This window comes from Allotamlana fucoidanivorans, assembly GCF_006265225.1.
Lineage (GTDB): Bacteria > Bacteroidota > Bacteroidia > Flavobacteriales > Flavobacteriaceae > Allotamlana > Allotamlana fucoidanivorans.
Genome location: NZ_VDCS01000001.1, coordinates 108,974 through 134,483, shown reverse-complemented (window position 1 = coordinate 134,483; position 25,510 = coordinate 108,974). Strand labels below are relative to the sequence as shown.

The 25,510-nt window shown below is 32.8% G+C and carries 22 protein-coding genes; 17 read left to right on the top strand and 5 right to left on the bottom strand.

Features of this window, described 5'->3' with window-relative positions:
* Window positions 1-36: 36 nt before the first annotated feature.
* From FGF67_RS00565 to FGF67_RS00505, 13 genes are all read left to right on the top strand, one after another.
* Window positions 37-789, top strand: coding sequence for a cytidylyltransferase domain-containing protein (locus FGF67_RS00565; RefSeq protein WP_158293153.1), 753 nt, complete (start codon window positions 37-39; stop codon window positions 787-789).
* On the top strand, window positions 786-1,820 hold the full coding sequence (locus tag FGF67_RS00560; RefSeq protein ID WP_139694513.1) for an N-acetylneuraminate synthase family protein: 1,035 nt from the start codon (window positions 786-788) through the stop codon (window positions 1,818-1,820). The genes FGF67_RS00565 and FGF67_RS00560 overlap by 4 nt, the downstream gene beginning before the upstream one ends.
* 6 nt (window positions 1,821-1,826) lie before the next feature.
* Entirely contained in the window at window positions 1,827-2,348 is a 522-nt protein-coding gene (locus tag FGF67_RS00555) for a KdsC family phosphatase (RefSeq protein WP_139694512.1), read from the top strand.
* A 3-nt stretch (window positions 2,349-2,351) separates the two neighbouring features.
* On the top strand, window positions 2,352-3,587 hold the full coding sequence (locus FGF67_RS00550) for a lipopolysaccharide biosynthesis protein (RefSeq protein WP_139694511.1): 1,236 nt from the start codon (window positions 2,352-2,354) through the stop codon (window positions 3,585-3,587).
* Complete coding sequence (locus FGF67_RS00545) at window positions 3,584-4,591, top strand: hypothetical protein (protein ID WP_139694510.1); 1,008 nt, start codon at window positions 3,584-3,586, stop codon at window positions 4,589-4,591. The genes FGF67_RS00550 and FGF67_RS00545 overlap by 4 nt, the downstream gene beginning before the upstream one ends.
* Before the next feature lie 20 nt (window positions 4,592-4,611).
* Window positions 4,612-5,847 (top strand): DUF6418 domain-containing protein, encoded by a 1,236-nt coding sequence (locus tag FGF67_RS00540; protein ID WP_139694509.1) that lies wholly within the window; start codon window positions 4,612-4,614, stop codon window positions 5,845-5,847.
* Complete coding sequence (locus tag FGF67_RS00535; RefSeq protein WP_139694508.1) at window positions 5,844-7,007, top strand: O-antigen ligase family protein; 1,164 nt, start codon at window positions 5,844-5,846, stop codon at window positions 7,005-7,007. The genes FGF67_RS00540 and FGF67_RS00535 overlap by 4 nt, the downstream gene beginning before the upstream one ends.
* Window positions 6,994-8,010: a hypothetical protein gene (locus tag FGF67_RS00530; protein ID WP_139694507.1), complete on the top strand. Its 1,017-nt coding sequence runs from the start codon at window positions 6,994-6,996 to the stop codon at window positions 8,008-8,010. Before FGF67_RS00535 ends, FGF67_RS00530 begins: the two co-directional genes overlap by 14 nt.
* 50 nt (window positions 8,011-8,060) lie before the next feature.
* Window positions 8,061-9,191, top strand: a complete 1,131-nt coding sequence (locus FGF67_RS00525) for a glycosyltransferase (RefSeq protein WP_233243973.1) — start codon at window positions 8,061-8,063, stop codon at window positions 9,189-9,191.
* A gap of 36 nt (window positions 9,192-9,227) precedes the next feature.
* Window positions 9,228-10,622, top strand: a complete 1,395-nt coding sequence (locus FGF67_RS00520; protein ID WP_139694505.1) for a UDP-glucose 6-dehydrogenase — start codon at window positions 9,228-9,230, stop codon at window positions 10,620-10,622.
* Window positions 10,623-10,995: 373 nt separating this feature from the next.
* Window positions 10,996-11,982, top strand: a complete 987-nt coding sequence (locus FGF67_RS00515) for a UDP-glucuronic acid decarboxylase family protein (protein ID WP_139694504.1) — start codon at window positions 10,996-10,998, stop codon at window positions 11,980-11,982.
* The gene (locus FGF67_RS00510; protein WP_139694503.1) at window positions 11,983-13,335 is read left to right on the top strand and encodes an undecaprenyl-phosphate glucose phosphotransferase; all 1,353 of its coding nucleotides are present in this window, start codon (window positions 11,983-11,985) and stop codon (window positions 13,333-13,335) included.
* Window positions 13,316-14,125 carry a glycosyltransferase family 2 protein gene (locus FGF67_RS00505; protein ID WP_233243972.1) on the top strand — a complete coding sequence of 270 codons (810 nt, stop codon included), beginning with the start codon at window positions 13,316-13,318 and terminating at the stop codon, window positions 14,123-14,125. Before FGF67_RS00510 ends, FGF67_RS00505 begins: the two co-directional genes overlap by 20 nt.
* On the opposite strand, the gene FGF67_RS17210 is transcribed toward FGF67_RS00505, so the two are convergent.
* Complete coding sequence (locus FGF67_RS17210; RefSeq protein WP_158293152.1) at window positions 14,109-15,416, bottom strand: phenylacetate--CoA ligase family protein; 1,308 nt, start codon at window positions 15,414-15,416, stop codon at window positions 14,109-14,111. The genes FGF67_RS00505 and FGF67_RS17210 overlap by 17 nt on opposite strands.
* 142 nt (window positions 15,417-15,558) lie before the next feature.
* Here FGF67_RS17210 and purD point away from each other — a divergent pair, with 142 nt between their 5' ends.
* Complete coding sequence (gene purD, locus FGF67_RS00495) at window positions 15,559-16,830, top strand: phosphoribosylamine--glycine ligase (RefSeq protein WP_139694502.1); 1,272 nt, start codon at window positions 15,559-15,561, stop codon at window positions 16,828-16,830.
* Here purD and FGF67_RS00490 read toward each other — a convergent pair.
* Complete coding sequence (locus FGF67_RS00490; RefSeq protein WP_139694501.1) at window positions 16,825-17,052, bottom strand: DUF6341 family protein; 228 nt, start codon at window positions 17,050-17,052, stop codon at window positions 16,825-16,827. The genes purD and FGF67_RS00490 overlap by 6 nt on opposite strands.
* A gap of 72 nt (window positions 17,053-17,124) precedes the next feature.
* Here FGF67_RS00490 and FGF67_RS00485 point away from each other — a divergent pair, with 72 nt between their 5' ends.
* Window positions 17,125-18,048: a DUF6427 family protein gene (locus FGF67_RS00485; RefSeq protein WP_262709365.1), complete on the top strand. Its 924-nt coding sequence runs from the start codon at window positions 17,125-17,127 to the stop codon at window positions 18,046-18,048.
* Here FGF67_RS00485 and upp read toward each other — a convergent pair.
* Window positions 18,037-18,696: a uracil phosphoribosyltransferase gene (gene upp, locus FGF67_RS00480; protein WP_139694499.1), complete on the bottom strand. Its 660-nt coding sequence runs from the start codon at window positions 18,694-18,696 to the stop codon at window positions 18,037-18,039. The two genes, FGF67_RS00485 and upp, sit on opposite strands and share 12 nt — an antisense overlap.
* 72 nt (window positions 18,697-18,768) lie before the next feature.
* On the opposite strand from upp, the gene FGF67_RS00475 reads away from it, so the two are divergent.
* Window positions 18,769-19,374 carry a DUF4254 domain-containing protein gene (locus FGF67_RS00475; protein WP_139694498.1) on the top strand — a complete coding sequence of 202 codons (606 nt, stop codon included), beginning with the start codon at window positions 18,769-18,771 and terminating at the stop codon, window positions 19,372-19,374.
* A gap of 73 nt (window positions 19,375-19,447) precedes the next feature.
* Entirely contained in the window at window positions 19,448-20,437 is a 990-nt protein-coding gene (locus FGF67_RS00470; protein WP_317128444.1) for a glycosyltransferase family 9 protein, read from the top strand.
* Here FGF67_RS00470 and FGF67_RS00465 read toward each other — a convergent pair.
* Together FGF67_RS00465 and FGF67_RS00460 are read right to left on the bottom strand one after the other, a co-directional pair.
* Window positions 20,434-23,790 (bottom strand): VCBS repeat-containing protein, encoded by a 3,357-nt coding sequence (locus tag FGF67_RS00465; RefSeq protein WP_139694497.1) that lies wholly within the window; start codon window positions 23,788-23,790, stop codon window positions 20,434-20,436. The two genes, FGF67_RS00470 and FGF67_RS00465, sit on opposite strands and share 4 nt — an antisense overlap.
* Before the next feature lie 156 nt (window positions 23,791-23,946).
* Window positions 23,947-25,476, bottom strand: a complete 1,530-nt coding sequence (locus FGF67_RS00460) for a RagB/SusD family nutrient uptake outer membrane protein (protein WP_139694496.1) — start codon at window positions 25,474-25,476, stop codon at window positions 23,947-23,949.
* Window positions 25,477-25,510: the final 34 nt, after the last annotated feature.

Here is a 25,510-nt window from a genome sequence, read left to right as displayed (position 1 = left end):
TTGCGCCGTATTTATATATTGAAAAATTTTGTTCAGATGATGAGCTTTAGTCAAAGAGTGGGAATAATAGTTCAAGCCAGAACTTCTTCTACAAGATTTCCAGAAAAAATTATTAGGAAGTTTGACGGGGATAAAACTTTTTTAGATATACTTTTGAGTAGATTTCAAGCTTTGTCAATTGAGGTCCCAATTGTTTTAGCAACATCTACAAATCAAAAGGATGAAAAATTAGAAGCATATGCTAGCAAATACGATTACCCGGTTTTTTTTGGTTCTGAGCATAATGTATTAGACAGGTTTATCGAATGTTCAAAAAAATTTGAATTGGATGCAATTATAAGAGTTTGTTCAGATAACCCTTTTTTAGATATAAACTTAATTCAGGAGCTTTTAGATAATTATAAAGGAGAGGACTACTTATCATTTATGGTTGGTGGGCAACCAAGTATATTAACACATAGTGGTTTTTTTTCGGAATTAGTTTCAGTAAAAGCTCTAAAAAAAGTAAAAGAATTAGGTAATTCACAATGTGTTGAACATGTTACGAATTGTATTTATAAATCTCCAGAACAATTTAATATTAGATTTATAGAAAAGAAAGTGCCAGAAATAATTAGATGTACATTGGATACAGAGAACGATTTTGAGAATCTTAAAGATATTTATTTTAATTGGTACAAGACAGCTCATAATATTAATTTTAAGTATGAGGATTTGGTTGAGTTTTTAGAGTCTCAGGATGAATTATTAGAAAAAATGAAAATAGAAATAAAAAACAATATAAAATGACATATATAATTGGAGAAATAGGGCAAAACCATAATGGATCTGTAGATGTAGCCAAACTTTTAATAGATGTAGTAAGTAGGCCTATATATGATAAGTTATTTAATCAAGAATTAAAAATAATGGATGCTGTAAAACTTACAAAAAGAGACTTGTCTCAGGAGTTGTCAGCATCTCAAATGAGCAGACCCTATGATACACCAAATTCTTTTGGAAAAACTTATGGAGAGCATAGGGAGTTTTTAGAATTGAATGATGAGCAACATTTTGAGTTGTATAAATATGCAAAAAATAAAGGATTAGATTTTATAGAAACCCTTTGTGCTGTTGGCTGTATGTCTTTGTTAAAGCTATTCACTCCTGATAAATTAAAGGTTGCTTCGAGAGACTTAACAAATCTTCCTTTATTAGCTGCTTTAGCAGAAACAAAGATTCCAATTATAATTTCTACAGGTATGGCTGGTGAAAATGAATTGAATTTAGCATTAGATACTATTAATAGATATCATTCAAATATCTCTATTTTACATTGTGTTTCTGAGTATCCTACAAAATATGAGAATGTTAACTTAAAAACAATTTCTTATTTACAAAAACATTATTCACAGTATACAATTGGTTATTCTGATCATACTATTGGTATAGCAACACCACTAGCAGCAGTGGCAATGGGAGCAGAAATAATAGAAAAACATATTACTTTGGATCGGCAAATGAAAGGAACAGATCAAGCAGGTTCTTTAGCTATCGATGGTATTTATAGAATGATGCGAGATATTAGAAATTTAGAACTTTCGATTGGGAAGGAGGAGATTTTTATAGAAGATTCGGTAAGAGCTGCTAGAGAGAAATTAGAGCGGTCCATAGCTACAAATAGGATGTTAATAAAAGGGCATATAATAACTGAAGAAGATATTCATATGTTGAGTCCTGGTGATGGTTTTAAATGGTCACAGAAAGATGCTGTTATAGGTAAGGAATTAAATAATGATTTGCCTCAAGATGAAATTATATATTCTAACTTTTTAAAATAGACTTCCATGTTACCAAAACTTATACTAACTGATATAGATGGTGTTTGGACCGATGGAGGAATGTATTACGATGAACAAGGAAATGAGTTTAAAAAATTTAATACCTACGATAGTGCTGGTGTTCTTTTTTCAAGACAATTAAATATACCGTGTGGAATAATCACAGGGGAAAATTCTAAGGCTGTTAAACGAAGAGGAGAAAAGCTGAAAATGGATTATGTTTATTTAGGAATTAAGGATAAAGTAAGTATTGCTGAAGATTTAATTAAAGATTTAAATATAAACTGGGAAGATGTCGCTTTTATTGGAGATGATATAAATGATTATGATTTATTGCAAAAAGTAGGATTGAGTGCTTGCCCTTCCAGTGCTCCTGTATATATAAAGAAAGTTGTTAAGTGGAATCTTACTCGTAAAGGAGGTGAAGGTGTTTTTAGAGAATTTGTTGAAAAGATTTTGATAGAAAATAGAATTGAAATTATTGAATTATTTCATAAATCCGGTTTGATAAAAAAAATAAAACAGTAAAAATTGATATTCAAGAAGTATTTTTCGTTTTATAAATTATTGAATGTAGTTCTCAGAATTTCTGGTACAGGGAGCAAGTTTTTAGTTTTTGCAATTTTGTCAAAGGTTTTTTCGGATTTTGATTTTGGAAATTATAGCCTTATAATCTCATTGATAACTCTAACCATTTTTATTTTAGGACTTGATTTTTATAACTTTAGTGTTAGAGATATTTTAAAAACTGTATCGGTAGATGAAATAAGAAACAAAATAAGCTCTTCTATTTTGTTTTATTTTGCTGTCTATTTGATTTTTGTTGTTAGCGGTTTAGTCATATTTGAAAATTTAAGTTACACCAGCCCTTATGTTGAATTAATAATTTTATTATGCATTACAGAGCACTTTTCTCAAGAGATATATAGACTATTAGTTGGTTTTGGTAAGGTGTTGATGGCTAATATTTTATTGTTTATTAGAACGGCTGGATGGTCTTCATTAGTTGTATGCATGGCCTTATGGGGTTATTCCTTTTCCGTAGAATACATATTGAATATTTGGTTAATAGCTAATTTTGTTACAATAATTTATGTTTTTGCTTATTTGTTGAATAAAAACTATAAGACTTTGCATATGATAAGTCTTGATTACAATTGGATATTTGAGGGAATAAAAGTTTCTTTTGTGTTTTTTATTGCTACTTTCTTTCTGAAATTGATTGAATATTCAAACAGGTTTATTGTGAATTACTACTTAGGAGAAGAACTAACAGGAATTTTTACATTTTTTTCAAGTATAGCGATTTTGATAACTTTATATATTAATACAATTGTCATTTCTTTTGAGTTGCCTGAACTCATTAAATCAGTAAATAAACCTATAATCAACGATCTTTTCTTTAAATTTAAAAAATCTTTAAGATTACAAATAATTGTCTCAGTTGTTATCATTCTCGCAATAATAAAACCTATTTTGATGTGGCAAAACAAAGCGGGTTTTCAATATTATTTACCAATTTTGTTTTTTTTACTTTTTGGTTCAGCTTTAATGAATTATTCTTTGATATATCATTTTAAATTATATATCAGGCACAAAGATAAATCAATTGCTAAGATTTTAATAAATGCTGGAGTCGTTAGTTTATTAGTCTGTTTTCTATTAACAAAATACTTTGGATTGTATGGGGCTTCCATAGCATTTGCAATATCTGGCCTATATCTGCATTTCTTAAGGTGTTCAAAGACTAAAAAGATTTCATTATGACAAACTTGTTCATAGCTCTATCTAATAATCAGGTTTCAAATAGTTCTATTTTAGCTAAAGAAATGAAGCACGATAAAAATATCTTAATTACTAGTCGTAAACTAAATTTCAACGAAGCTATTTTTTCAAAAGTTATTTGTGTTGAACAATCTTTTAACAATCAGTCCACAGGTGTAATTAAATCTGTAAGAGCTATAATAGCTAAAATTAAATCGTACAAAAAGATAGTTGATAGAATAAGCTACTTGAAAAATGAGAAGGATATCACTATATATTTTAGTTATATTGAAGACATATTGACGAATTATTTGTTATTCTCGTTCAATAAAAATGTAAAAGGAGTTGTAGTCGAGGATGGTACTTTAAACTACTATTCTCACACCATAAATTCCATTTCTAAACTTAAAATATATTCCAAGTGGTTACTGTCTAAATGGTATGGCATACCTTTTATTTTATACAAAGGCCATTCAAGTGGTATTGAATATGATTTTGTAAAAGAACAATATGTAAGATCTCCTGAGATAAGTTTGTTTCCTGAAAAATCTAAACAATTAAAGTTCAGTAAGAGGTATTTGGATCTAAGTCAAACTATTTTAGTTGTTGGGCAGGAAGCTTATATTAACATGTATGGCAAGGAAATGTACCTTAAACGATTGAAAGAGTTAATCGAAATAATTACAGAATCTGATTCTTACAGTACGTCTAAGAAAATCTACTACAAACCACACAGGCACGGGGGGCGTGTTGAAAATTCTTTTATATCGAATTTATTTGGAGATAAAGAGGTGGTTTTTCTAGATTCCGATGCACCTTTGGAAGATTTGTATTTCAATCAACTGAAATCAAAACATATATTTGGATTTGATTCGAGCGTTTTTCTAAATATTTACCTCGAAACAGATGAGGCTGTCCGCAATGAAATAAATTTCAATGTACTTTTGGTATATAATAAAAAAATGAAGCCAATATTTAATCGCTTTAATTTCAATATTTTTGAGTGATATTAGTATTTAACATAGTAATGTCTGTAATAGCATTGGCTATTTTGTTTTATTTCATGAAAAGGGAGTTGGGGCTTTTTCTGCTTTCTTTGATGATTTTAATTCAGTATATATGGATGTTTTTATCAATTACTGTTATAGAAACGGGAATTTATATTAATGAACAAGGAAGATACGGTTATTTCGCATACGGGGGGGGAGTTTTGTTACTCTTTTATATTACAACTTTAATAGCATTACTTTATTGGAAGAAATTTTTCAGAATAATTTTAAAAAGGTTAAAAGCGGTTAAGTTTTCCTTAAAACCTTTAGCAGATTTTGATTTAAGTGTTATTATTATTTTACTGATTTTGTCTCTGGCCTATTTTAATCTTTTAAATTCACCAATACCTATACTTTCTGACACAGTAACGAAGTTTAATTTTTGGGAATATGCTAAGTATCCTAGCTTAAAGCCTCTTATTGGTAATGTTATGGCTTTTGTCGGTTTTGGTAGCGCCTTGATATATAGAAAAAATAAAAAAATAGGCTTATTCTTTTTGTTACTCTACTTATCGTACTTAATTTTATTAGGACAAAAATTTACTGGCTTTTTGATTTCTATATTTGGGATATTAATTGCCTTATATTATACTTCAGAGGTTAAAATTAAGTTCAAATTAAAATGGGTATTTAACAGGTATGTTCTTATTGTTTTCGTAGTACTCTTTAGTTTGGTTCTATATAAATATACACTAGATAATCCATTTGAATATATGGGTTTAAGTCCTATGGAATCTGTTTTTTATAGAGCTTTTGGGTTGCAGGGTCATGTATTCTGGGGAGTGACCGAGCAATATGTTTTTTTAGGTAAAAATAACACCTGGGATATTTCTGAACTTTGGAAAGGAATGCACTTGATAATGTTAGAGTTTTGGCCTTGGAGGAATGAAGATTTTATATCCGTAACTAGTAGAGGTGTCAGTTGGACCAATGCTTATCCTTCAATTCTGTTAAGAATATTTCCGTTACCTTTAGCGTTAATTGTCAATATGTTTTTATTATCCTTTGTGGCTATCATACAGGAATTGTTAAGAAAATTTATAGAGAGTAAATCAATTATATCCAGTATAGTGTTTTTCCAATTATTAGTGTGGACTAGCTATGCATACACTATGGCTTATTTCAATAAACTAGTTATACCTGTAGTTTTATTATTTATTTATTTAGCGTATAGTTATTTTAGTGCTAAATCCCATTTAAAGAATACCGAATGAAAATTACGTCATTATTAAGAAAAAAAAATATACTAAATGTATTACTTTTATTCTTGCCATTATCTGTGTTTATTGATAACCTATGTTTGATATTAATATTAGTTATTGCTTTTATAGAAGGAATAAAAGGGCGTCAAATAAAATATAAACCATTGTTATATAGCTTACCTTTCATGTTATATATAATGTTAAGAAGCTTATCTGAAGGTTATTTTTTTGATGACTTAAAGTTTTTCAAACTAATACTTCCTTTAATTTTAATCCCATTTTCTTTCCAGATTTTTTCAAAAACAAATTTTATAAATGCATGTCAATTTCTTTGTCTTGGGATTGTAATAATGCAGTTAATTTCTACTTACGGAATTATAGATTATTATCTACTTACCGAAGGAAAAAAAGTAGCACTAAGAAATTATGGAAAAATAAATGAAATATTAAGATTCGAAAGGCCATATTTGGGTTTTTTCTCTGCTGTCAACATAATATTGGGATATTACTTTTTTAAAATGCACAAAAAAGGGTATTATATAATTAGTGTTTTTCTTTCAGTATGTATAATATTTTTGATTTCCGCTCGGATGGGATTGTTGATCGTAATTGTGTCATTTGGAGTCGTTTTTTATAATGAACTAAAGGGAATTAAAACAAAAATGATGACACTTATATCTTTTTTATTTGCCATTTCCTTGTTGTTTTATTTTAGCGATTTACCAATAAAGCATAGGTTTCAAATGATTAAATATGATCCAAGATTAATTATTTGGTCTGGAGGACTAGAGCAACTTCAATCAACAAAAGATTATTTTATGGGAACAGGAAGCCAAAAGCTGATAGAAGTGGATTTATTGAATTTTTATAAAACTGAAGCTGAATTTGAATACTTGCCCGATAAAAATAGATTTATAGATAAAAATTACAACCTTCATAACCAATATTTAAATGAGTTGGTAAGGGGCGGAATAATTGGAGTCATTTTATTCATTTATCCGTTCACCTTGTTTTTGTTGCGTTCTATAAAAGAAAAGAATTTACTTCAGGTTTTATTGTTAGTTTCAATTCTTTTATTCTTATTAGTTGAAAATTTACTTGAAAGACAGGTTGGAGTTTATTCCATAGCTTTATTTTTAACCTTTGCAATTTATCGTAATGATGAAAATTAAATTTAGTTTGGTCATAGTTTTTTTGTTGAGCTTTTCATGTAATGAGAAAAAATCAGAAAGAAAAAATATTGATATAAAAGAAATAGATAGTTTGTACACGATTGATAGCACGTATGCTATTAATGATATAAGGCGTTATGGTGTTTTTCCTGGTAGGAGTATTGGTATACATCCTAAGTTAAAAAAAGATAAATTAGAAATACTTCTTGATGTTGCAGAGAGTGGGGTGAATTTGGTTTTTCCTGAAGGAAATTATTCAAGAGCTCTTAATATAATAAATAGGAGACAAATTGAACTTAATTTAAACAACGTAACTTTTAATGGTGCAATTGTAATAAAAAACTGTGAAAATGTTAAATTGTTGGGCAATGTGACTTCTTTTACCCAACTATATATAAGGGAATCGGTTGATATAACTTTAGATAAATTGGTATTAAAGTCGGATGTTAATAAAAACACTAATGGCAATAGAAATTTTGGATGTTCAATACATGCGGGGACAAAACGTTTGTCTGTAAATAAGATTGTAGTCGAAGATTTAGCTTCGTCTCCTGATTTGAAGTATGTAAAAGCGGCGGTTATAATACACGGACACAATAATGAACCGCAAAATATTAAATTAGATTCGGTTATAATTAAATCATCAGATAGGCATGGGCTGTATTTGACGGGAAATGAAATTGATTTGGGGTATGTTAGTATAAGTAATTTTGGATTGGGGACATCAGAAGGTATGGATCCCATGGAAGGAGGCATTGAAGGAGAACAATATGATTTTTCAGGGCTATGGGTTAAAAATGCATTTGATTCTGAAATAAGCAAAGTTGTGATTGATATAAACGGTAGTAAAGGAAAATACTATGTTAATTATGACGTTGGAGAGGACTTCAGGCCATGTATAATTGATACATTGGTTATAAAAGGAACCAATTCGACATTGACTAAAAGAAAGTTGAAAAGAACCGGGGTTATAAATCAAAATGAGATCTATGAAAATGAGTGATATTTATAAAATTCCTAATTCCTAAATAAATTTTTTTAAAAAATATAATTTTGAAAAAAATTAAAGTAGCTCACGTTTTAGATTCAGTTGGGGGTGTGGAGATTTATCTTCGATTAGTTTCGGAAAACATTAATCCAGAATGTATAGAAAATATAATTGTTCATAAAAGTAACCCCAACAAAAAACAATATTTAGATAAGCACGGTAATTCTATTAAGGAATTTAATATTGATATTCAAAGAGAAATTAACTTGATTAAAGATATAAAAGCTGTTTATCAAACTGTAAAAATTTTAAAAAAGGAAAAACCTGACATAATCCATGCTCATAGTGCTAAAGGAGGTATTATCGCAAGAGTAGCGTCGTTGTTTTATAAAGTAAATGTGTTACATACACCTCATGCGTATTCCTATTTAAGTACGAACAGTAAAATAAAAAGAAAACTCTTTTTGCTTTTAGAGTCTTTGTTCTCTAGAGTAAATTCCTATTTATTGGCAACTTCAAATTCTGAAATAGAACGAGGTATAAACGAAGTAGGTTACCATCCCGACAAAACCATATTATTTAACAATTCTATTTTACCAATGAATTCAAATGATGGCGAATTTAATGATTTCAAATTACCAGATGAATTTATTTGTTCCGTTGGGAGACCTTCATTTCAGAAAAATATTGAAATGATGATAGAAGTTATTAAAAGAATGAAACTAAAGAAACCTAATATCCATTTAGTTTTAATGGGAGTGGGTGAATATAGTCCAAATAAAAATGCAGTTAATCAATTGATTGAGGAGTATGAGTTACAATCTAATGTAACCTTAGTAGACTGGATCGAACGCGAGAAAATATTACAAATCATTAAACAGGCTAAATTGTATATATCCACATCTAGATATGAAGGATTACCTTATTCTATTATTGAAAGTTTATCATTATCAAAGGCATGTGTTGTAACTCAATGTGATGGTAATAAAGATCTTGTAAAGGAGGGCCATAACGGATTTTTAATAAAGGATTTTGATGAAATGGAAATGTCTGATAGGATATGTCAATTATTAGATGATGACGTATTAAGGCAAAAATTCGAGCAAAACTCATTTAATTTATTTAATAAAGAATTTAATTTAGAGAATAACATTAAGGATCTGGAGAACATTTATGATATGCTAAAGTCTAATTAATTCTATGTTTTTTTAAGATATAATATTACAAATAAAATGAAAATAAAAAATATCTGTTGCATCGGCGCAGGCTACGTAGGCGGCCCAACTATGGCCGTTATTGCACAAAAATGCCCACATATAAAGGTCACGGTTGTTGATGTAAATGCTGCAAGAATAGCCGCCTGGAATGATGACGATTTAGATAAATTACCGGTCTTTGAACCCGGATTGGATAAAGTAGTTGAAGAGGCTCGTGGAAGAAACTTATTTTTCTCTACTTATGTAGATCAGGCCATTGATGAAGCCGATATGATATTTATTTCGGTGAATACGCCTACCAAAACCTATGGTAAAGGCAAAGGCATGGCAGCCGATTTAAAATACATTGAGCTCTGTGCACGACAAATAGCTTCTGTTTCTAAAACCAATAAGATTGTTGTTGAGAAATCTACTTTGCCAGTGCGTACGGCTTCGGCCATCAAGAATATTTTAGATCATACTGGAAACGGGGTGGAGTTTCAAATCTTATCGAACCCGGAGTTTTTAGCCGAAGGAACAGCCATTGAAGATTTATTAGCTCCAGATCGTGTGTTGATTGGAGGGGATATGTCAGATAAAGGTAAGCAAGCCATTCAAGCTTTAGTCGATATTTATGCAAATTGGGTACCCCAAGAGCGTATTTTAACGACCAATGTGTGGTCCTCAGAGTTGTCTAAATTAACAGCGAATGCCTTTTTGGCACAGCGGGTGTCTTCCATCAATTCGCTATCTGTGCTTTGTGAAAAAACGGGTGCCGATGTTAACGAAGTGGCTAAGGCTATTGGTATGGATTCCAGAATTGGTTCTAAGTTTTTGAAATCTTCTGTGGGTTTTGGGGGATCCTGTTTTCAAAAGGACATCTTAAATCTTGTTTATATTGCGAAAACTTATGGGCTGAATGAAGTGGCTGATTACTGGGAACAAGTCATTATCATGAATGATTATCAAAAGAATCGGTTTTCAAATAATATTGTCAGTACTCTTTATAACACCGTTTCTGGGAAAAAGATCACTTTTTTGGGTTGGGCTTTTAAGAAAGATACTAATGACACGCGTGAGTCTGCTGCGATACAGGTAGCTGATAATTTATTGAATGAACAAGCGCATATAGCCGTTTATGATCCTAAAGTGGTTGAAGAACGCATGTATGCTGATTTAGATTATTTAAATACCCGATCGGAAGAAGAAAATAGAAACTTATTAAAGGTAAAGGCTGATCCTTATGAGGCTTGTAAAGATTCGCATGCGGTTGCTGTGTTAACGGAGTGGGATGCCTTTAAAGCGTATGATTGGCAACGTATATATGATAACATGTTGAAGCCAGCCTTTGTTTTTGATGGTCGTGGTATTTTAGATACACAAAAACTTGAGGATATTGGTTTTGTTTGTTATTCTATTGGGAAGGGGTGATGAGGTGCTGACCCCTTCGACAAGCTCAGGGTGACAGTAGTGATTATCATGTTCGTTTTTTCTTGATAAAAAACGAACCAAAAAATCAAGTCAAAAAATAGGAAATTGCTGGCTACAGTGTTGCAAGTTCATTAGTCTATTTGTCACACTGAGCTTGTCGAAGTGTGGTTCTTTAGTAGGTAGCTAAATAAGGAGTTCGACGCTTCGATAGTGCTCTGAATAGGCTAAGATTGGCCTGATAATTAGGTGTCTTTTAGTAGGAGAGTATGTTTTCTCAAAGCTATTAGCTTGATAATATTCTTAACAAAGAAAGGTTAATATTAAGTAGAAACCATTAAATTTGTTCAAATATGAGATACTAAAATAGGATAACTTGAAACGTATTTTAATAACTGGTGCAGCAGGATTTTTAGGGTCGCATTTATGTGATCGCTTTATTGGTGAAGGGTTCTATGTTATTGGTATGGATAACTTTATTACCGGTGATAAAAAGAACTTAGAACATTTACAAGAACATCCTAATTTTGAGTTTATAGAACACGATGTTACCGAGTTTATAACCATTGAAGGTGATTTAGACTATATTCTTCATTTTGCATCACCTGCTAGTCCTATCGATTATCTTAAAATACCTATTCAAACCTTAAAAGTGGGCTCTCTAGGAACCCATAATTTGCTTGGTTTAGCTAAGGCTAAAAAGGCACGTATTCTTATCGCGTCTACGTCGGAGGTCTATGGTGACCCTCTGGTACATCCACAGCGTGAAGATTATTACGGAAACGTCAATACCATTGGGCCTAGAGGGGTTTATGATGAAGCTAAACGTTTTCAAGAATCCATTACCATGGCTTACCATCGATTTCACGGTTTGGAAACTCGGATTGTTAGGATTTTTAATACCTATGGACCACGTATGCGATTAAATGATGGACGCGTCATCCCGGCATTTATGGGACAGGCTCTGAGAGGTGAAGATTTAACGGTTTTTGGCGATGGCTCTCAAACCCGATCGTTTTGTTATGTTGATGATCAGGTGGAGGGTATTTACAGGTTGTTATTTAGTGACTACATAGAGCCCGTAAATATTGGAAATCCACATGAAATTACGATTAAGGATTTTGCCGAAGAGATTATTAAGCTAACAGGAACTTCTCAAAAGATAATTTATAAAGACTTACCCGTAAATGATCCTTTACAGCGGCAACCAGATATTAGTTTGGCTAAAAAACTATTAAATTGGCAACCCAAAATTGAACGGGAAGAAGGTATGAGACTTACTTATGACTATTTTAAAAGTTTATCTCAAGACGAATTGTATAAAAGCGAACATAAAAACTTTAAAAACCATATAAAAAAATAAGTGGCATATAAAAAAAGAAGATATTCGGGGGCTATTAAACCTTTATTTGGATTTATAGATTTGGTTATTATAAATCTAACCGTATTGGGCTTTAATATCAATCTAGTTAACCCATTTCTTTTTAGTATCTACATTTCAGCGGTATGGCTAATTATTGCTTTAAAAAATCATTTTTATGAAGTACAACGCCACACAAGACTTGTACAAGTCATTCCTTTACTGCTAAAGCAAATGTTCCTTTTTTCTGTAGCACTATATGCGTTTATAGGATTTTTTAAACAACCAGAAATAAGTAGGCTGGCGCTGGCAAATTATATCGTTTGCCTAGCCATGTATATTACTTTGTTTAAGCTCTTAACATTTTTTTTACTTAAAAAATACAGGGCTCTTTTACAGGGAAATACACGAAATGTTATCATTATTGGAGACAATGAAAAAACCCGACAATTAAGGCATACGTTCAATACAAGATTAGATTTTGGATATAAGTTTAAAGCGCAGTTTAGCTTGAAGGATGGTTTTTTTAATTTGGATACCTGCTTCAAGTATATTATCGATAATGACATTGATGAAATATATTTTTCGGTAGCTGCATTATCTAATAAACAGATTAATAAGCTTATCGAGTTTGCCGATAATAATTTACGGGAATTAAAGTTTATTCCTGACAATAAAGACATTTACTCAAAAAAGTTGAAGTATGAGTATTATGATTATATTCCCATCCTGTCAATGCGATCTATTCCGCTTCAAGATCCGGTAAATAAATTTATAAAACGGCTATTTGATATTGTATTTGCCCTTTTTATCATTGTGTTTGTGCTGTCTTGGTTAACACCTATTTTGGCAATCATCATTAAGTTAGAGTCTAAAGGCCCCGTGTTTTTTAAACAATCTAGGAATGGTTTTAATTATGAGGAGTTTGATTGTTATAAGTTCAGATCAATGACTCCCAATAAGAATGCCCACTTATATCAAGCTACAAAAGGCGATTTGCGTATTACCAAAGTAGGCGCCTTTATTAGAAAAACCAGTATTGACGAATTACCACAATTTTTTAATGTGCTATTTGGTGATATGTCTGTTGTGGGACCAAGACCGCATATGGTGAGCCATACAAACATGTATGCCAGAAGGGTCGATAAATTTATGGTACGTCACTTTGTGAAGCCTGGAATTACAGGCTTAGCTCAAACCAGTGGTTTTAGAGGGGAAATTGAAAAAGACCATGATATTATAAGCCGGGTGAAATACGATATTTTTTATATTGAAAACTGGTCTATTTGGTTAGATTTGAAGATTGTGATTCAAACCTTTTTAAATGCTATAAGAGGTGAAGAAAAAGCCTATTAAAAGCCTTGAATTAGCGCCTTTAGTTTCCATAATCACGCCAGTGTATAATGCTGAGGGCTTTATTTCAGAAACGATACTTAGTGTATTAAATCAAAGCTATACAAATTGGGAACTTATTCTTATTAATGATGGCTCAACGGATGGTTCTTCAGAGGTCATTCAAACCTTTCTTAATAAAACCTATAATATTATTTTTTTTCAGAATAGTACAAATCTAGGAGCTGCCGTTTCCAGAAATAAAGGTATAGAAGCAGCTCAAGGTCATTTTATCGCTTTTTTAGATGCCGATGATGTTTGGAAACCCTATAAGTTAGAGGTTCAAATTAAGTTTATGCTATCCCACAACTGTGATGTTAGCTTTAGTAGTTATGATCTTATAAATGAAAACGGAGTTTTTTTAGGAAAAAGGGTAAAAGCTCTTAAAAATTTGGGTTATACCAAGCTTTTAAAAAGTAACTATATAGGAAACTTAACAGGTATGTATAATGCCAGTGTTTTAGGGAAAATAACCTCACCTCCTTTACGGAAGCGACAAGATTGGTTGTTATGGCTTAGCGCCTTGAAACAATCTGGAAAACCTGCTATGGGTATTGAGGAATCGCTAGCGTTTTATAGGGTGAGAAAAGATTCCATATCCTCAAACAAGATAAACCTGTTAAAGTATAATTATTGGGTGTACAAAAAAGGATTGGGCTTTTCATATATCCAATCTATATGGCTTTTATTACTGTTTTTAAAGGAACATATTTTTGTTAAGTCAAAATTGGTGGTTACTACAAAAGAGACTTAAACTGCCTAAGTTTCCCTCTGTGAGACCTGTTTAACTGTGTTTTTCTTTCAAAATGGATTGTCAGGTTTGGTTCCATATATTGCGCCACCGCTTGTTTTATTTTTTCACGATATACATCAGACAAATCTTTAGAACTTACATAGTAAATGTTAAAGGTATCTATCAAAATTTGTTCAATAGTAAATTCTTTTACATTTGCGTCGTCGTCTATAATGGCCTTTGTGATGTAATAAAAGGTGAGTCCTGCGGCTGTTTTTCCGCTAGGTAATTTTATAAGATCGTCGGTTCTTCCTATAAGGTTTTCAAGTATAGGCTTTTCAGGAGTACTTTTGGTGGATAGGCTTCCTACATCACCTAAATCATAACGAATAAATGGGTGTGCTTTATTGTAAATTGATGTTATTACAACACGCCCTGTTTGCCCGTTGGGTAAAGCATGGTCATTTTCGTCAAGAATTTCAATAAATAAATCTTCATGGTTCACTATCCATTCGTTAGAGTCATTTTGAAACGCAATGAGCCCTAATTCCGCTGCCCCATATTCATTTATAACAGGAACGCCCAGTTGCGTCTCTAAAAGGGTTCTGTCGTCCATAAAAAGCATCTCAGACGTTACAATACATGCTTTTAAGGAAGGACAAACTGATTTTAAAATAATATTTTCCTGTTTTAAGTATTTAGCCAGTTGAACAATCGCACTCGTATAACCATTTATGTAGTGGAAGGTTGTAGATTTAAACGTATCTATATTTTTTTTCATTTGTGAATCGCTCAAATCAAATACAGAAAATCTATAGCGATGGCTTAAAACATCTTTTAAACGTTCTTTGTAATACCCTTTTTTATGCAGAGGGATACCGTAAAATCGCGCTTGTTTAGAATGTTGAAAGTCAATATCAAACCAATGGTATCTATCTATAAAATTGGCCCAGGTTAAAGCATGACAAAATTTGTCTTTAGCAAAACTAAAAGGATGTCCTGAAGATCCTGAGGTTTTATGCTGGTGTACATTATGTAAACTAAAACCTTTTGACAGCCTATTTTTCAACGGTTGTTGTAAATCCTGTTTTGTCATAATCGGAATACTCTCCCAGTCCTTCAGATTTGCATTTTTGGCAAACTGAGCATAAAAAGGATTGTTTTGCAGGTGAAATTGAACAATTTCATTTTTCTTTTGGTTTAAATACAACTCATAGTCTTTTCCCTTTTTGGATTGAATATCCTTGAGTTTTTGAATAGCTCTTCTAATAGGGAATCCATTGATTTGTAAAGAAATATAGAATAAATTCAAACTATAAAAATGATGTATTTGTGAATATGAGCAAATCTAAAGATAATTACTTATTATATGCACATACCTTAAAAAAACACGTATAAATCTATAGCTAATTGTAAAAACACACTATTTTTGCAAGCATAAAAATAGGTCAATTATGAATATCTTAGTACTTGGTTCTGGTGGAAGAGAACATACGTTTGCATGGAAAATAGCTCAAAGTTCAAAGTGCGATGCACTCTTCGTTGCACCCGGTAATTCTGGAACTGCTGAAATTGCAACCAATGTCAATATTGGGGTCAATGATTTTAAGGCAATCAAAGAACTGGTATTAGATAAAAATATTGAACTTGTAGTAGTTGGGCCAGAAGATCCGTTAGTAAACGGCGTGCACGATTTCTTTTTAAATGATGATGATATAAAACATGTAGCTGTTATTGGTCCACAACAAAAGGCTGCAGAACTTGAGGGTAGTAAAGAATTTGCCAAAGAATTTTTGTACCGTCATAACATTCCAACGGCAGCTTATGATAGTTTTACAAAAGACACTGTTGAAAAAGGCTACACTTTTTTAGAAACGCTAAACCCGCCTTATGTGTTAAAAGCAGATGGCTTAGCCGCAGGTAAGGGTGTGGTTATTTTAAATGATTTGGTCGAAGCAAAAGCGGAATTAAAAAGCATGCTTGTTGATGCCAAATTTGGAGAAGCCAGTAACAAAGTGGTGATTGAAGAGTTTTTAGACGGTATCGAGTTAAGTTGTTTTGTATTAACCGATGGCGAACACTATAAAATATTACCTACGGCCAAAGACTATAAGCGTATTGGTGAAGGCGATACAGGTTTAAATACAGGGGGCATGGGAGCAGTGTCTCCAGTGCCTTTTGCTACCGATGAATTTTTACAAAAAATAGAAGACCGTATTGTAAAACCAACCATTGCTGGGTTTAAGACAGATAATTTACCTTATGTTGGTTTTGTTTTTATTGGGTTGATAAAAGTGGGTGATGATCCTAAGGTGATAGAATACAATGTACGTATGGGTGATCCTGAAACAGAAGTGGTTTTTCCGAGATTAAAAAATGATTTAGTTGAGGTATTATTAGCCATGGCGAATGGAACATTAGATACCATCGATATTGAAATAGATGAGCGTGCGGCAACAACTATTGTTTTGGTATCTGGAGGATATCCTGAAGCGTATGAAAAAGGAAAAGAAATAACAGGTATAGAAACTATAGAGGATTCCATTCCGTTTCATGCGGGAGCTGTCTTGAAAGATGGGAAAATAGTAACTTCTGGCGGACGTGTTATGGCTATAACGTCTTATGGTGACACCTATCAAGAAGCCATAAAAAAATCTTACCAAAATATAGAAAAACTACATTTTGATAAGATGAATTATCGTAAAGATATTGGATTCGATTTATAAAAACGAGTGCGAAGAAATACTTTTATCTTCTTCGTTATTATCATTAAAACCTTTTAATTGAATCATCCAATATACCATGGCAACAAAACCAATGATGATGAAAATCCAAGATAAAAAGTTTGCTAAGCCCCAGTTTTCAAGCTCCAATGCTCTTAAGGCATCATAAGGTGCAAATAGAACATTTACAAATAAATCCTGTATAGCGTAAAAGAAATCTTTCATTTGTGTTTATTTATAGTTTCCTAACCGTGTTATAGTTAGTATATTTATAGGGCAAAAATACAAAAACACTTAATGTTAACAAGTTTTTTTAATAAATCTAAACCAATAAATTTTATTGTTGTTTTTTTTATCACCCTTCTAGCTTTTATAATGTCTAGAATAGAGTTATGGAACCATGGTGATACATTTAACTTGTCATTAAAATTTTTCGCACTCATTGTTGTTGGCTATGCAACGGTTTTACTTTTAAATTTTATTGCAAGTAAAAATGGTTTAACAAATAACAGTAATTATGAAATATTGCTTTTTGGTCTGTTTTTATTGTTTATTTCAAGTACTACATTAAGCGGTCAAGTGCTGGTTTCTAATTTTTTTATTCTACTGGCTATCAGGAGAATAGTAAGCTTAAGAACAGAACAACATATGAAGAAGAAACTTTTTGATGCCGCGTTTTGGATTGGCGTTGCTTCTTTGTTTTATTTTTGGGCTATTTTGTTTTTCATTTTGGTAGTGCTTTCCTTGGTGTTATTTGCCGATCATAAATTGAGGCATTGGATTATCCCGTTCTTGGGCTTAGCAACTTTGTTTGTTATAGCCTGTGCTTGTTCGGTAGTGATGTACAATGACTTTTTTACCATTTTTAATTACCCGCCAGAAGTTAGTTATGACTTTAGTAATTATAATTCTTTAAAGTATATTATTGCGCTTACTGTTCTATTTTCTTTTGGGGTGTGGTCTTCTATATTTTATTTACAAAACATAAAAAAGCAGAAGAAAAACTTTAGAGCCTCTTTTAAGGTCATTGTATTAGCTATGGTTATTGCCTTTGCTATTATTGTTGTTGCACCTAATAAAAATGGAAGTGAATTTTTATTTCTATTTGCGCCCTTGTCTATTATCGTAGCGAATTATATTGAAATCATTCATGAAAAATGGTTTAAAGAAGCCTTTTTAGGCGTATTGGTTGTGCTACCATTTATTCTTTTATTGCTGTAGTTTTTTACCAAAAGCTAGGTCACCGGCATCACCTATGCCTGGTACAATATAGCCTTTGTCATTCAAATCTTTATCAATGGTAGCAATCCATAAATGCGTATTTGAATCAAAATGTTTTGAAACATAGTTCACACCTTCTTCGGCACCAATTACACTAATCAAATGTATATCTTTGGGTGTTCCGAATGGTTTCAGAGCTTCAAAAGTAGCAACCATAGATTGCCCCGTAGCGAGCATAGGATCTGCTAAAATCAAGGTTTTGTTCTCTAAATCAGGGCATGCCAGATATTCCACAATAATTTCAAAGCTTTCTGGATTATGTTTGTGATGACGATAAGCTGAAATAAAGGCATTTTCGGCGGTATCAAAAAAATGCAATAGCCCATTATGTAAAGGCACACCAGCTCTTAAAATAGAGCATAACACAATTTGATTGGTGGGTAATTGCATTGCACTCATACCAAGAGGTGTGGTGACATTATTTTGCTCAAACGTGAGTGTCTTACTCATTTCATAGGCTAAAATTTCTCCAATGCGTTCAATATTTCGTCTAAAACGCATACGGTCTTGCTGTATTTTATGATCTCTAATTTCTGAAATAAAGGTGTTTAGTATGGAGTTTTCAATTGATAAATCATGAATTTTCATAGGGTCAAAATGGTTTTTCCATAGTAAAGTTAAGGAAATATAGAGTATCTTTGCATTTTAAAATTTTTAAGTATGTTTACATCAAAAGCGAATAAAATATTTCAGGAGGTTATTGAAAAATATCACATCATTAATACCGTAGATCAACCTTTTGAAAATCCTTTTCCAGAGAGTGATTTAATAGAGCATTTATTATACAGAAAGTGCTGGATTGATACGGTTCAATGGCATTATGAAGATATAATTCGCGATCCAGAGATTGATCCTGTAGCGGCTTTAAAATTAAAACGTCAAATTGATGCTTCAAATCAAGACAGAACAGATATGGTGGAGTACATTGATAGCTATTTTTTGGAAGTATATAAAGAGGTGACACCAAAAGCTAATGCTACAATCAACACAGAAAGCCCTGCTTGGGGAATTGATAGGCTTTCTATTTTGGCATTGAAGATTTACCATATGAATGAAGAGGCCACAAGAGCTGATGCTTCTGAAGCGCATAAAGCAGCTTGTAAAAAGAAATTAGATGTATTGTTAGAGCAACGTGTAGATTTATCAACGGCTATTGATACGCTTTTAAGTGATATTGAGAAGGGCGATAAATACATGAAGGTTTACAAGCAAATGAAAATGTACAATGATGACGAGTTAAACCCTGTACTTCGTTCTCAAAAGTAGTATTGTCCAATCGGGAGTTCCTTTTCAAGATCTCATCTTATAGATTGACATGCCAAAACAAACACATATTTTAGTGATACGTCTCTCAGCTATGGGGGACGTTGCTATGACTATACCTGTTTTAAGAGCATTAATTCATCAGTATCCCGAGGTTAAAATCACGGTTTTAACGCGAGAATTTTTTACTCCTTTTTTTAGAGATTTAAGTGGTGTAGAGGTTTTTTCTGCAGAGGTTAATGGAAAGCACAAAGGGCTTTTAGGATTGTATAAATTGGCGAAAACCTTAAATATCAAGAATTTTGATTGTGTTGCAGATTTGCATGATGTGTTACGGAGTAAAATATTAAGAAGATTAGTGCATGCAGACAAATATGCGGTCATTGATAAAGGACGTAAGGACAAAAAAGCACTGATTTCAGGGAAGCAGTTTCAGCCACTAAAAAGTACGCATGAGCGCTATGCAGATGTGTTTAGAGCGCTTGGTTTTCCTTTAAATCTTGGGAATCCTGTTTTTCCTAAAAAGGCATCTTTAAGTGATGTTACTAAGCCTTTTATATCTAAAACGAAAAAGAATATTGGTGTAGCGCCATTTGCTACCTATGAAGGTAAAATGTACCCTCTGGAATTAATGAAGAAGGTCATTGAAGAACTTGCTTCAAATTATCATGTAATTTTATTTGGAGGCGGAAGCAAAGAGAAAGCTATTTTAGAGGATTTTGAACGTCAATTTAAACATGTGGTAAATGTGGTTGGTAAACTTGATTTGCGTGATGAATTAGATCTTATTTCTAATTTAGATGTTATGTTGAGTATGGATTCAGGTAATGCCCATATGGCCGCTATGTATGGCGTTAAAGTGGTTACCATTTGGGGAGTAACACATCCATATGCTGGGTTTACACCGTTTAATCAACCAGAAAACCATGCGTTGTTGCCTGATAGAGTACAGTTCCCTATGATTCCAACCTCGGTCTATGGAAACAAATACCCAGAAGCGTATAAAAAAGCCTCTGGGAGTATATTACCTCATGACATTGTAAGTAAAGTAAAGGCAATCATTTAGTTGTTTACCGTAAAGATATCATGTGTTGCATTGTTATTAGCAACAAAAACGTGTGGTTTCCCTTTTCCTTCCACAACAATAACACCTCTAATATCTTTGTCTATAAAGAAACCGGAATTTAAATGATGCATTGCGGTAAACCCGCCATTACCATCGCCTAACAAAATATTTCCTATGCCAGAGTCTGCTCGGGTGGTTTCAACCTCCGATTGATAATTATTCCCTGCTAAAAGAAGATCTTTGTGGCCGTCATTATTAAAATCATAAAATAGAATACTATTTATAGGTGATTGTTGTACGTCATTATCAAATGGTTTAAAGTCAAAATTATTATCTCCTTGGTTTATAAAAATTCCAGATTTAAATTCGGTAACCTCATAGTGTAACGCATTTTTAATACCTGGGCCTACAATGCCTTCAATATCTCTATTTGCAAAGTCTTGATAGGTTTTAATTTTTGATTGTAAATGTGGCATTTGTTGAGCCGTACAACCTTTACCTCTTACTGGAACTTGTTTGTCTTTGTAATATTTTGCTAAGAAAATATCTTCTGTACCATTATAATCAAAATCTGAAGTATAAACATGAAATGGTTTTTCTGCTGAGGCGTGGAATTTATAATTTAAGCCCAGATTTCCTGCTACAATATCTTTGTCACCATCATTGTCAACATCCACTATAAGCAATTTGTTCCACCATCCTTTAGCTTGGTTTAACGACTCATAATATTTAGATTTTTCAAGTTTTCCAGACTCGTTCAGCAACACTTCAATTCCCATCCATTCACCGGTAACAACCAAATCTAAATCATTGTCGTTGTCAATATCAAACCAGGTAGCATCGGTTACCATACCTAGGTTTAATAAAGCAGGTGCTAAAGTACTAGTATCCTCAGTAAAACTACCCTGATTATTTATAAGGAGATAACTTTTTGGTGCATGTGGGTATTTGGCAGGAATAACACGTCCTCCCACAAATAAATCAATATCTCCATCATTGTCGTAATCGGCAGGTACAACAACCGAACCTGCAGCATAAAAATCAGGCAGTTGTGATTTTGTAAAGTTCCCTTTTCCGTTGTTGAGATATAAACGATCTTTTAACATTCTTGGATTTCTGGTAAATTCATAGCTTCCGCTTACTACATATAAATCAAGATCACCATCATTATCTGCATCAAAGAAACAAGCCCCAACATCCTCGTATTGTTTATCTTTTGCTAAAGCGGCATTGCTACTTGTTATAAATTTTCCTGAGGATTGCCCTAAAAGAATTTGCCCAGGTTGAGTATGGCCTCCGCCAATAAAAATATCCTCGTTACCATCGCCATTTACATCTGCTTTAGCTAGAGCTGGACCTGTTTGAGATAATTTATGAGGCAGTAATACCTGAAGGTCATAATCATTAAAATAAGGGTCAATATGTTTTGTATTAAGAGTTATTTTGCTGAATAGTTTTTTCGATGAATTTTCAGAATGTTCCTCTTCAGGTTTAGTGGCATCAGTATATTTAACATGTAAAACGGAGTTCATTTTTACAGTGTTGAAATCTTGTTTTTTCCCATCTTGCCACAATACCTCTACATTTTTGATTGTCTGTGATGCCCCGATACCAAAGTGCAATTTATTGGAAACGGAAGATAAAAATCCCCTTGTGTTAATCAATTGACGCACCAATTTAGTATTATTGTCAAGAGTAATGGTGACCAAGGAACCAACACCAAATGTGTTGGTTTCAGGGCCTTCAAAGGTTATTTGAAGAAAATTACCTTTTTGCTGTTCTATGGCATTATTTTTTAAAACTGAGGCACTGTCATTTATATTATTTACTACAATATCAAGATCCCCGTCATTATCTAAATCGGCATATACAGCACCATTAGAAAAGGAAGGTGCTTCATCAACCCACTCCGTAGAAGTATCTTCAAATGTAAGATTGCCATTATTCTTGAAGAAATAATTATTTAGCTTTTGTTGCGGTAGCATTTGTGCATACTTTAAAAAGTCTTCTTTAGTTGGTTTTCTGTTATTTTGCCTTAATTGCTCAGCAATAGCTTTATTTGAATCTCTATCAATAACGTCTCTAAACACGCCATTTGTAACAAAAATATCGTTTAGCCCATCAAGGTCAAAATCTGCAGATAGCAAGGCCCAACTCCAGTCTGTATCGCCAATATCAGCCATTTTTGATACTTCTCTAAACGTCCCATTTCCATTATTTATTTGCAGCATATTGTGCATGTATTGGTAGTGATACCCGTTGTTGGTCATTTTTTCAAATTGACTTACAGAAGTCATGCCCATGGTGGTTTTAGATCTTATATAATCTTTGGGGTTCATATCAAGGGTCATTAAATCTAGATAGCCATCATTATTTACATCAGCTACATCACCACCCATACTATTGAACGACATATGTTTTACCACTTGATCTCTACTTTCAGTAAACGTCCCATCTTGATTATTTATATATGCAAAATCGGGCATATTAAAATCGTTGTTTACGTATATATCTAACCAGCCATCGTTATTAAAATCCATAACTTCGGGGTTTAATCCAAAGGCCATTTCTGGCATGATGCCAGCTTTAAGAGATACATCTGTGAAATGCCCTGTTCCATCGTTGTTGTATAGTTTGTCACTCCCTTTAAGTGCCATGGTTTTAGGATCGGTTTGAAGGGCCTTTAAATCAAAAACATCAGTTTGGTTTCTATTTACAATATCGGCAGCATTTGAAATATAAACATCTAAATCATTGTCGTTGTCATAGTCAAAGAAAATAGCTTGAATGGTTCTATTGCTATCTGCTAAACCACGTTCTTTTCCCTGTTCAGTAAAGGTAAGGTCACCGTTATTGATGTATAAAAGGTTTGCAAACCTATCGTCTTCATCAATCCAGCCACCTCTAGAGACATAAATATCTAAAAACCCATCAGTATTCACATCTACAAAGGTAACCCCTGTATCAAAGCCTTTTAGGTTTAAAATACCAGCTTGTTTTGTAATATCCTCAAATTGAAAGTTACCTTTATTTAAATAAAGTCTATTGTTCTCTGAATTTGAGGTAAAAAATAAGTCTATCAAACCATCATTGTTGATATCGCCTGCCGCAACACCGCTTCCAATATACATGTAGTTGTATTGAAAATAATTGGCGTCAACAGTTTCTTCAAGGGTGTTTATAAAATCAATGCCTGTTTCTGATTGATTCAGGGTAGTGAATAATTTTGTTGAATGTTCACTTATTTCTGTAGATTCTACTTTTTTCTCATTTTCACAAGAAAATATAGAAATAGATAGAACCAAACATGTAGCTATTATGTTGAGGTTGTTTTTGAATTTGCTAACTTTCATAGTATCAAATAAATGTTGTTGTTAAGTAGTGTATACTTAGGGTTTTGTGGTTGTTGGAGTGCCTAACAAATATAATAAATTGACTATGTAGAATTTAAAAAAAACGGTAAGAAATTATTATTTCTTACCGTTTTAAAAACTAACTATTTGAGAAACTTATTTTTTAAGATTAGGATTTAAGTCAACTTCATTTTGCGGTATTGGAGCAAAATAGTTGCTGGTTTCTAATGATCCTAAAATTGGATTTTGAACGTCTAATAATTCACCATCTGAGTTAAAAGAACTTTGCGGATCTCTATCAGATAAAGCTTCTTTTACACGCTCCATACGTACTAAGTCATTCCATCTAATCCATTCACCGGCAAATTCCCATTTACGTTCTGTGAAGGCTAGTTCAGCAATGTCACCGCTAGTCACATCAACCGAAGGATCTGGAGTATTATATGGAAGACCAGCAGCTCTTCTTCTTATTTTGTTTAAGGCTTCCCAAGCTTCAGTGGTTACATTTCCTGAACGCCCAGAAGCTTCAGCATAGATTAGTAATACTTCGGCATATCTCATGTAGAAATCATTTCTGTCTGTATTAAAATCATCTAATGAGATATCTCCTGGAGGGCCTACAATTTTAGTGAATACAGGGGTAGCTTGATCGGTAAAGTTTTCCCAATCTCCCCAAACACCATCAGATCTGTAGGTGGCATCTTTACGTGCTCCTTCAGGAAAATCTTCATAAAATTTAATTTCGGCAAAAGTTTCTTGCCAACCACCAACATCTGAAGGGTTTCCTAGCTTACCAAATTTACGGTTATTCAATCCATTTGCTCTGTTATAGGCAATGGTCCAAATACTTTCATCGTTAAATCTGTTTTCTAATGTCCATAAGTCATTTAAGTCTTCCACTAAACCAAAACCATGAGCTCCCGCATTATCCATGACTTTTTTAGCACTAGAGGCAGCTTCTGCATATTTTGATGTATTTTTTTCTGGAAATCCAGCCCAGTCTAGGTATAAGCGCGCTAACATAGCACGTGCAGATCCAGAATTTGGTCTAGGAGCACCTTTTTGTACATCAGGGTATTTAGCAGGTAATAATTCTTCTGCTCGAAGTAAGTCAGATTCTATTTGCTGGTATACTTCTTCTTGAGTTGAAAGACCAATGTTAAAATCGGGTATTGAGGTTAAAGGAAGGGGTATAGTTCCATGTATTCTGGTTAGATGAAAAAACATAACACCTCTAAGGAAGTGCACTTCACCAATTAATCTATCTTGTGCATCTTGATCAGGTAAATTTAAACCAGCAGCACTTTCAAGGGCATTATTGGCAGCTCTTACCATGGCATAAATATCACGCCAGTTGGACGCGATTCTTCCATTAGTAGGTGCTACAACGCGTTGATCAAACTCTCGAAAATCAGCTTTGTTACTTACTCTATGGGTTGTGATGTCATCACCAGACCAACCATTTACAAAAAAAGTTGACCATTGTGATGCATTTCTTAGTCTAGAATAAATTCCAGTTACACCGAGTTCTAATTCCTCCTGAAGGGTATATTGACCAGGTGCTAACCTTGAAATGGTAGGGTCTTCTTCCAAATCAGCACAATTCTGAACGGAGATTACCAATAAAAGAACCAATATAGATAGTGCTTTTACTTTAATATATCTGAAAAATTCAATGTTTTTCATATTATTTATAATTTTTATTTTTTTAAACAATTCT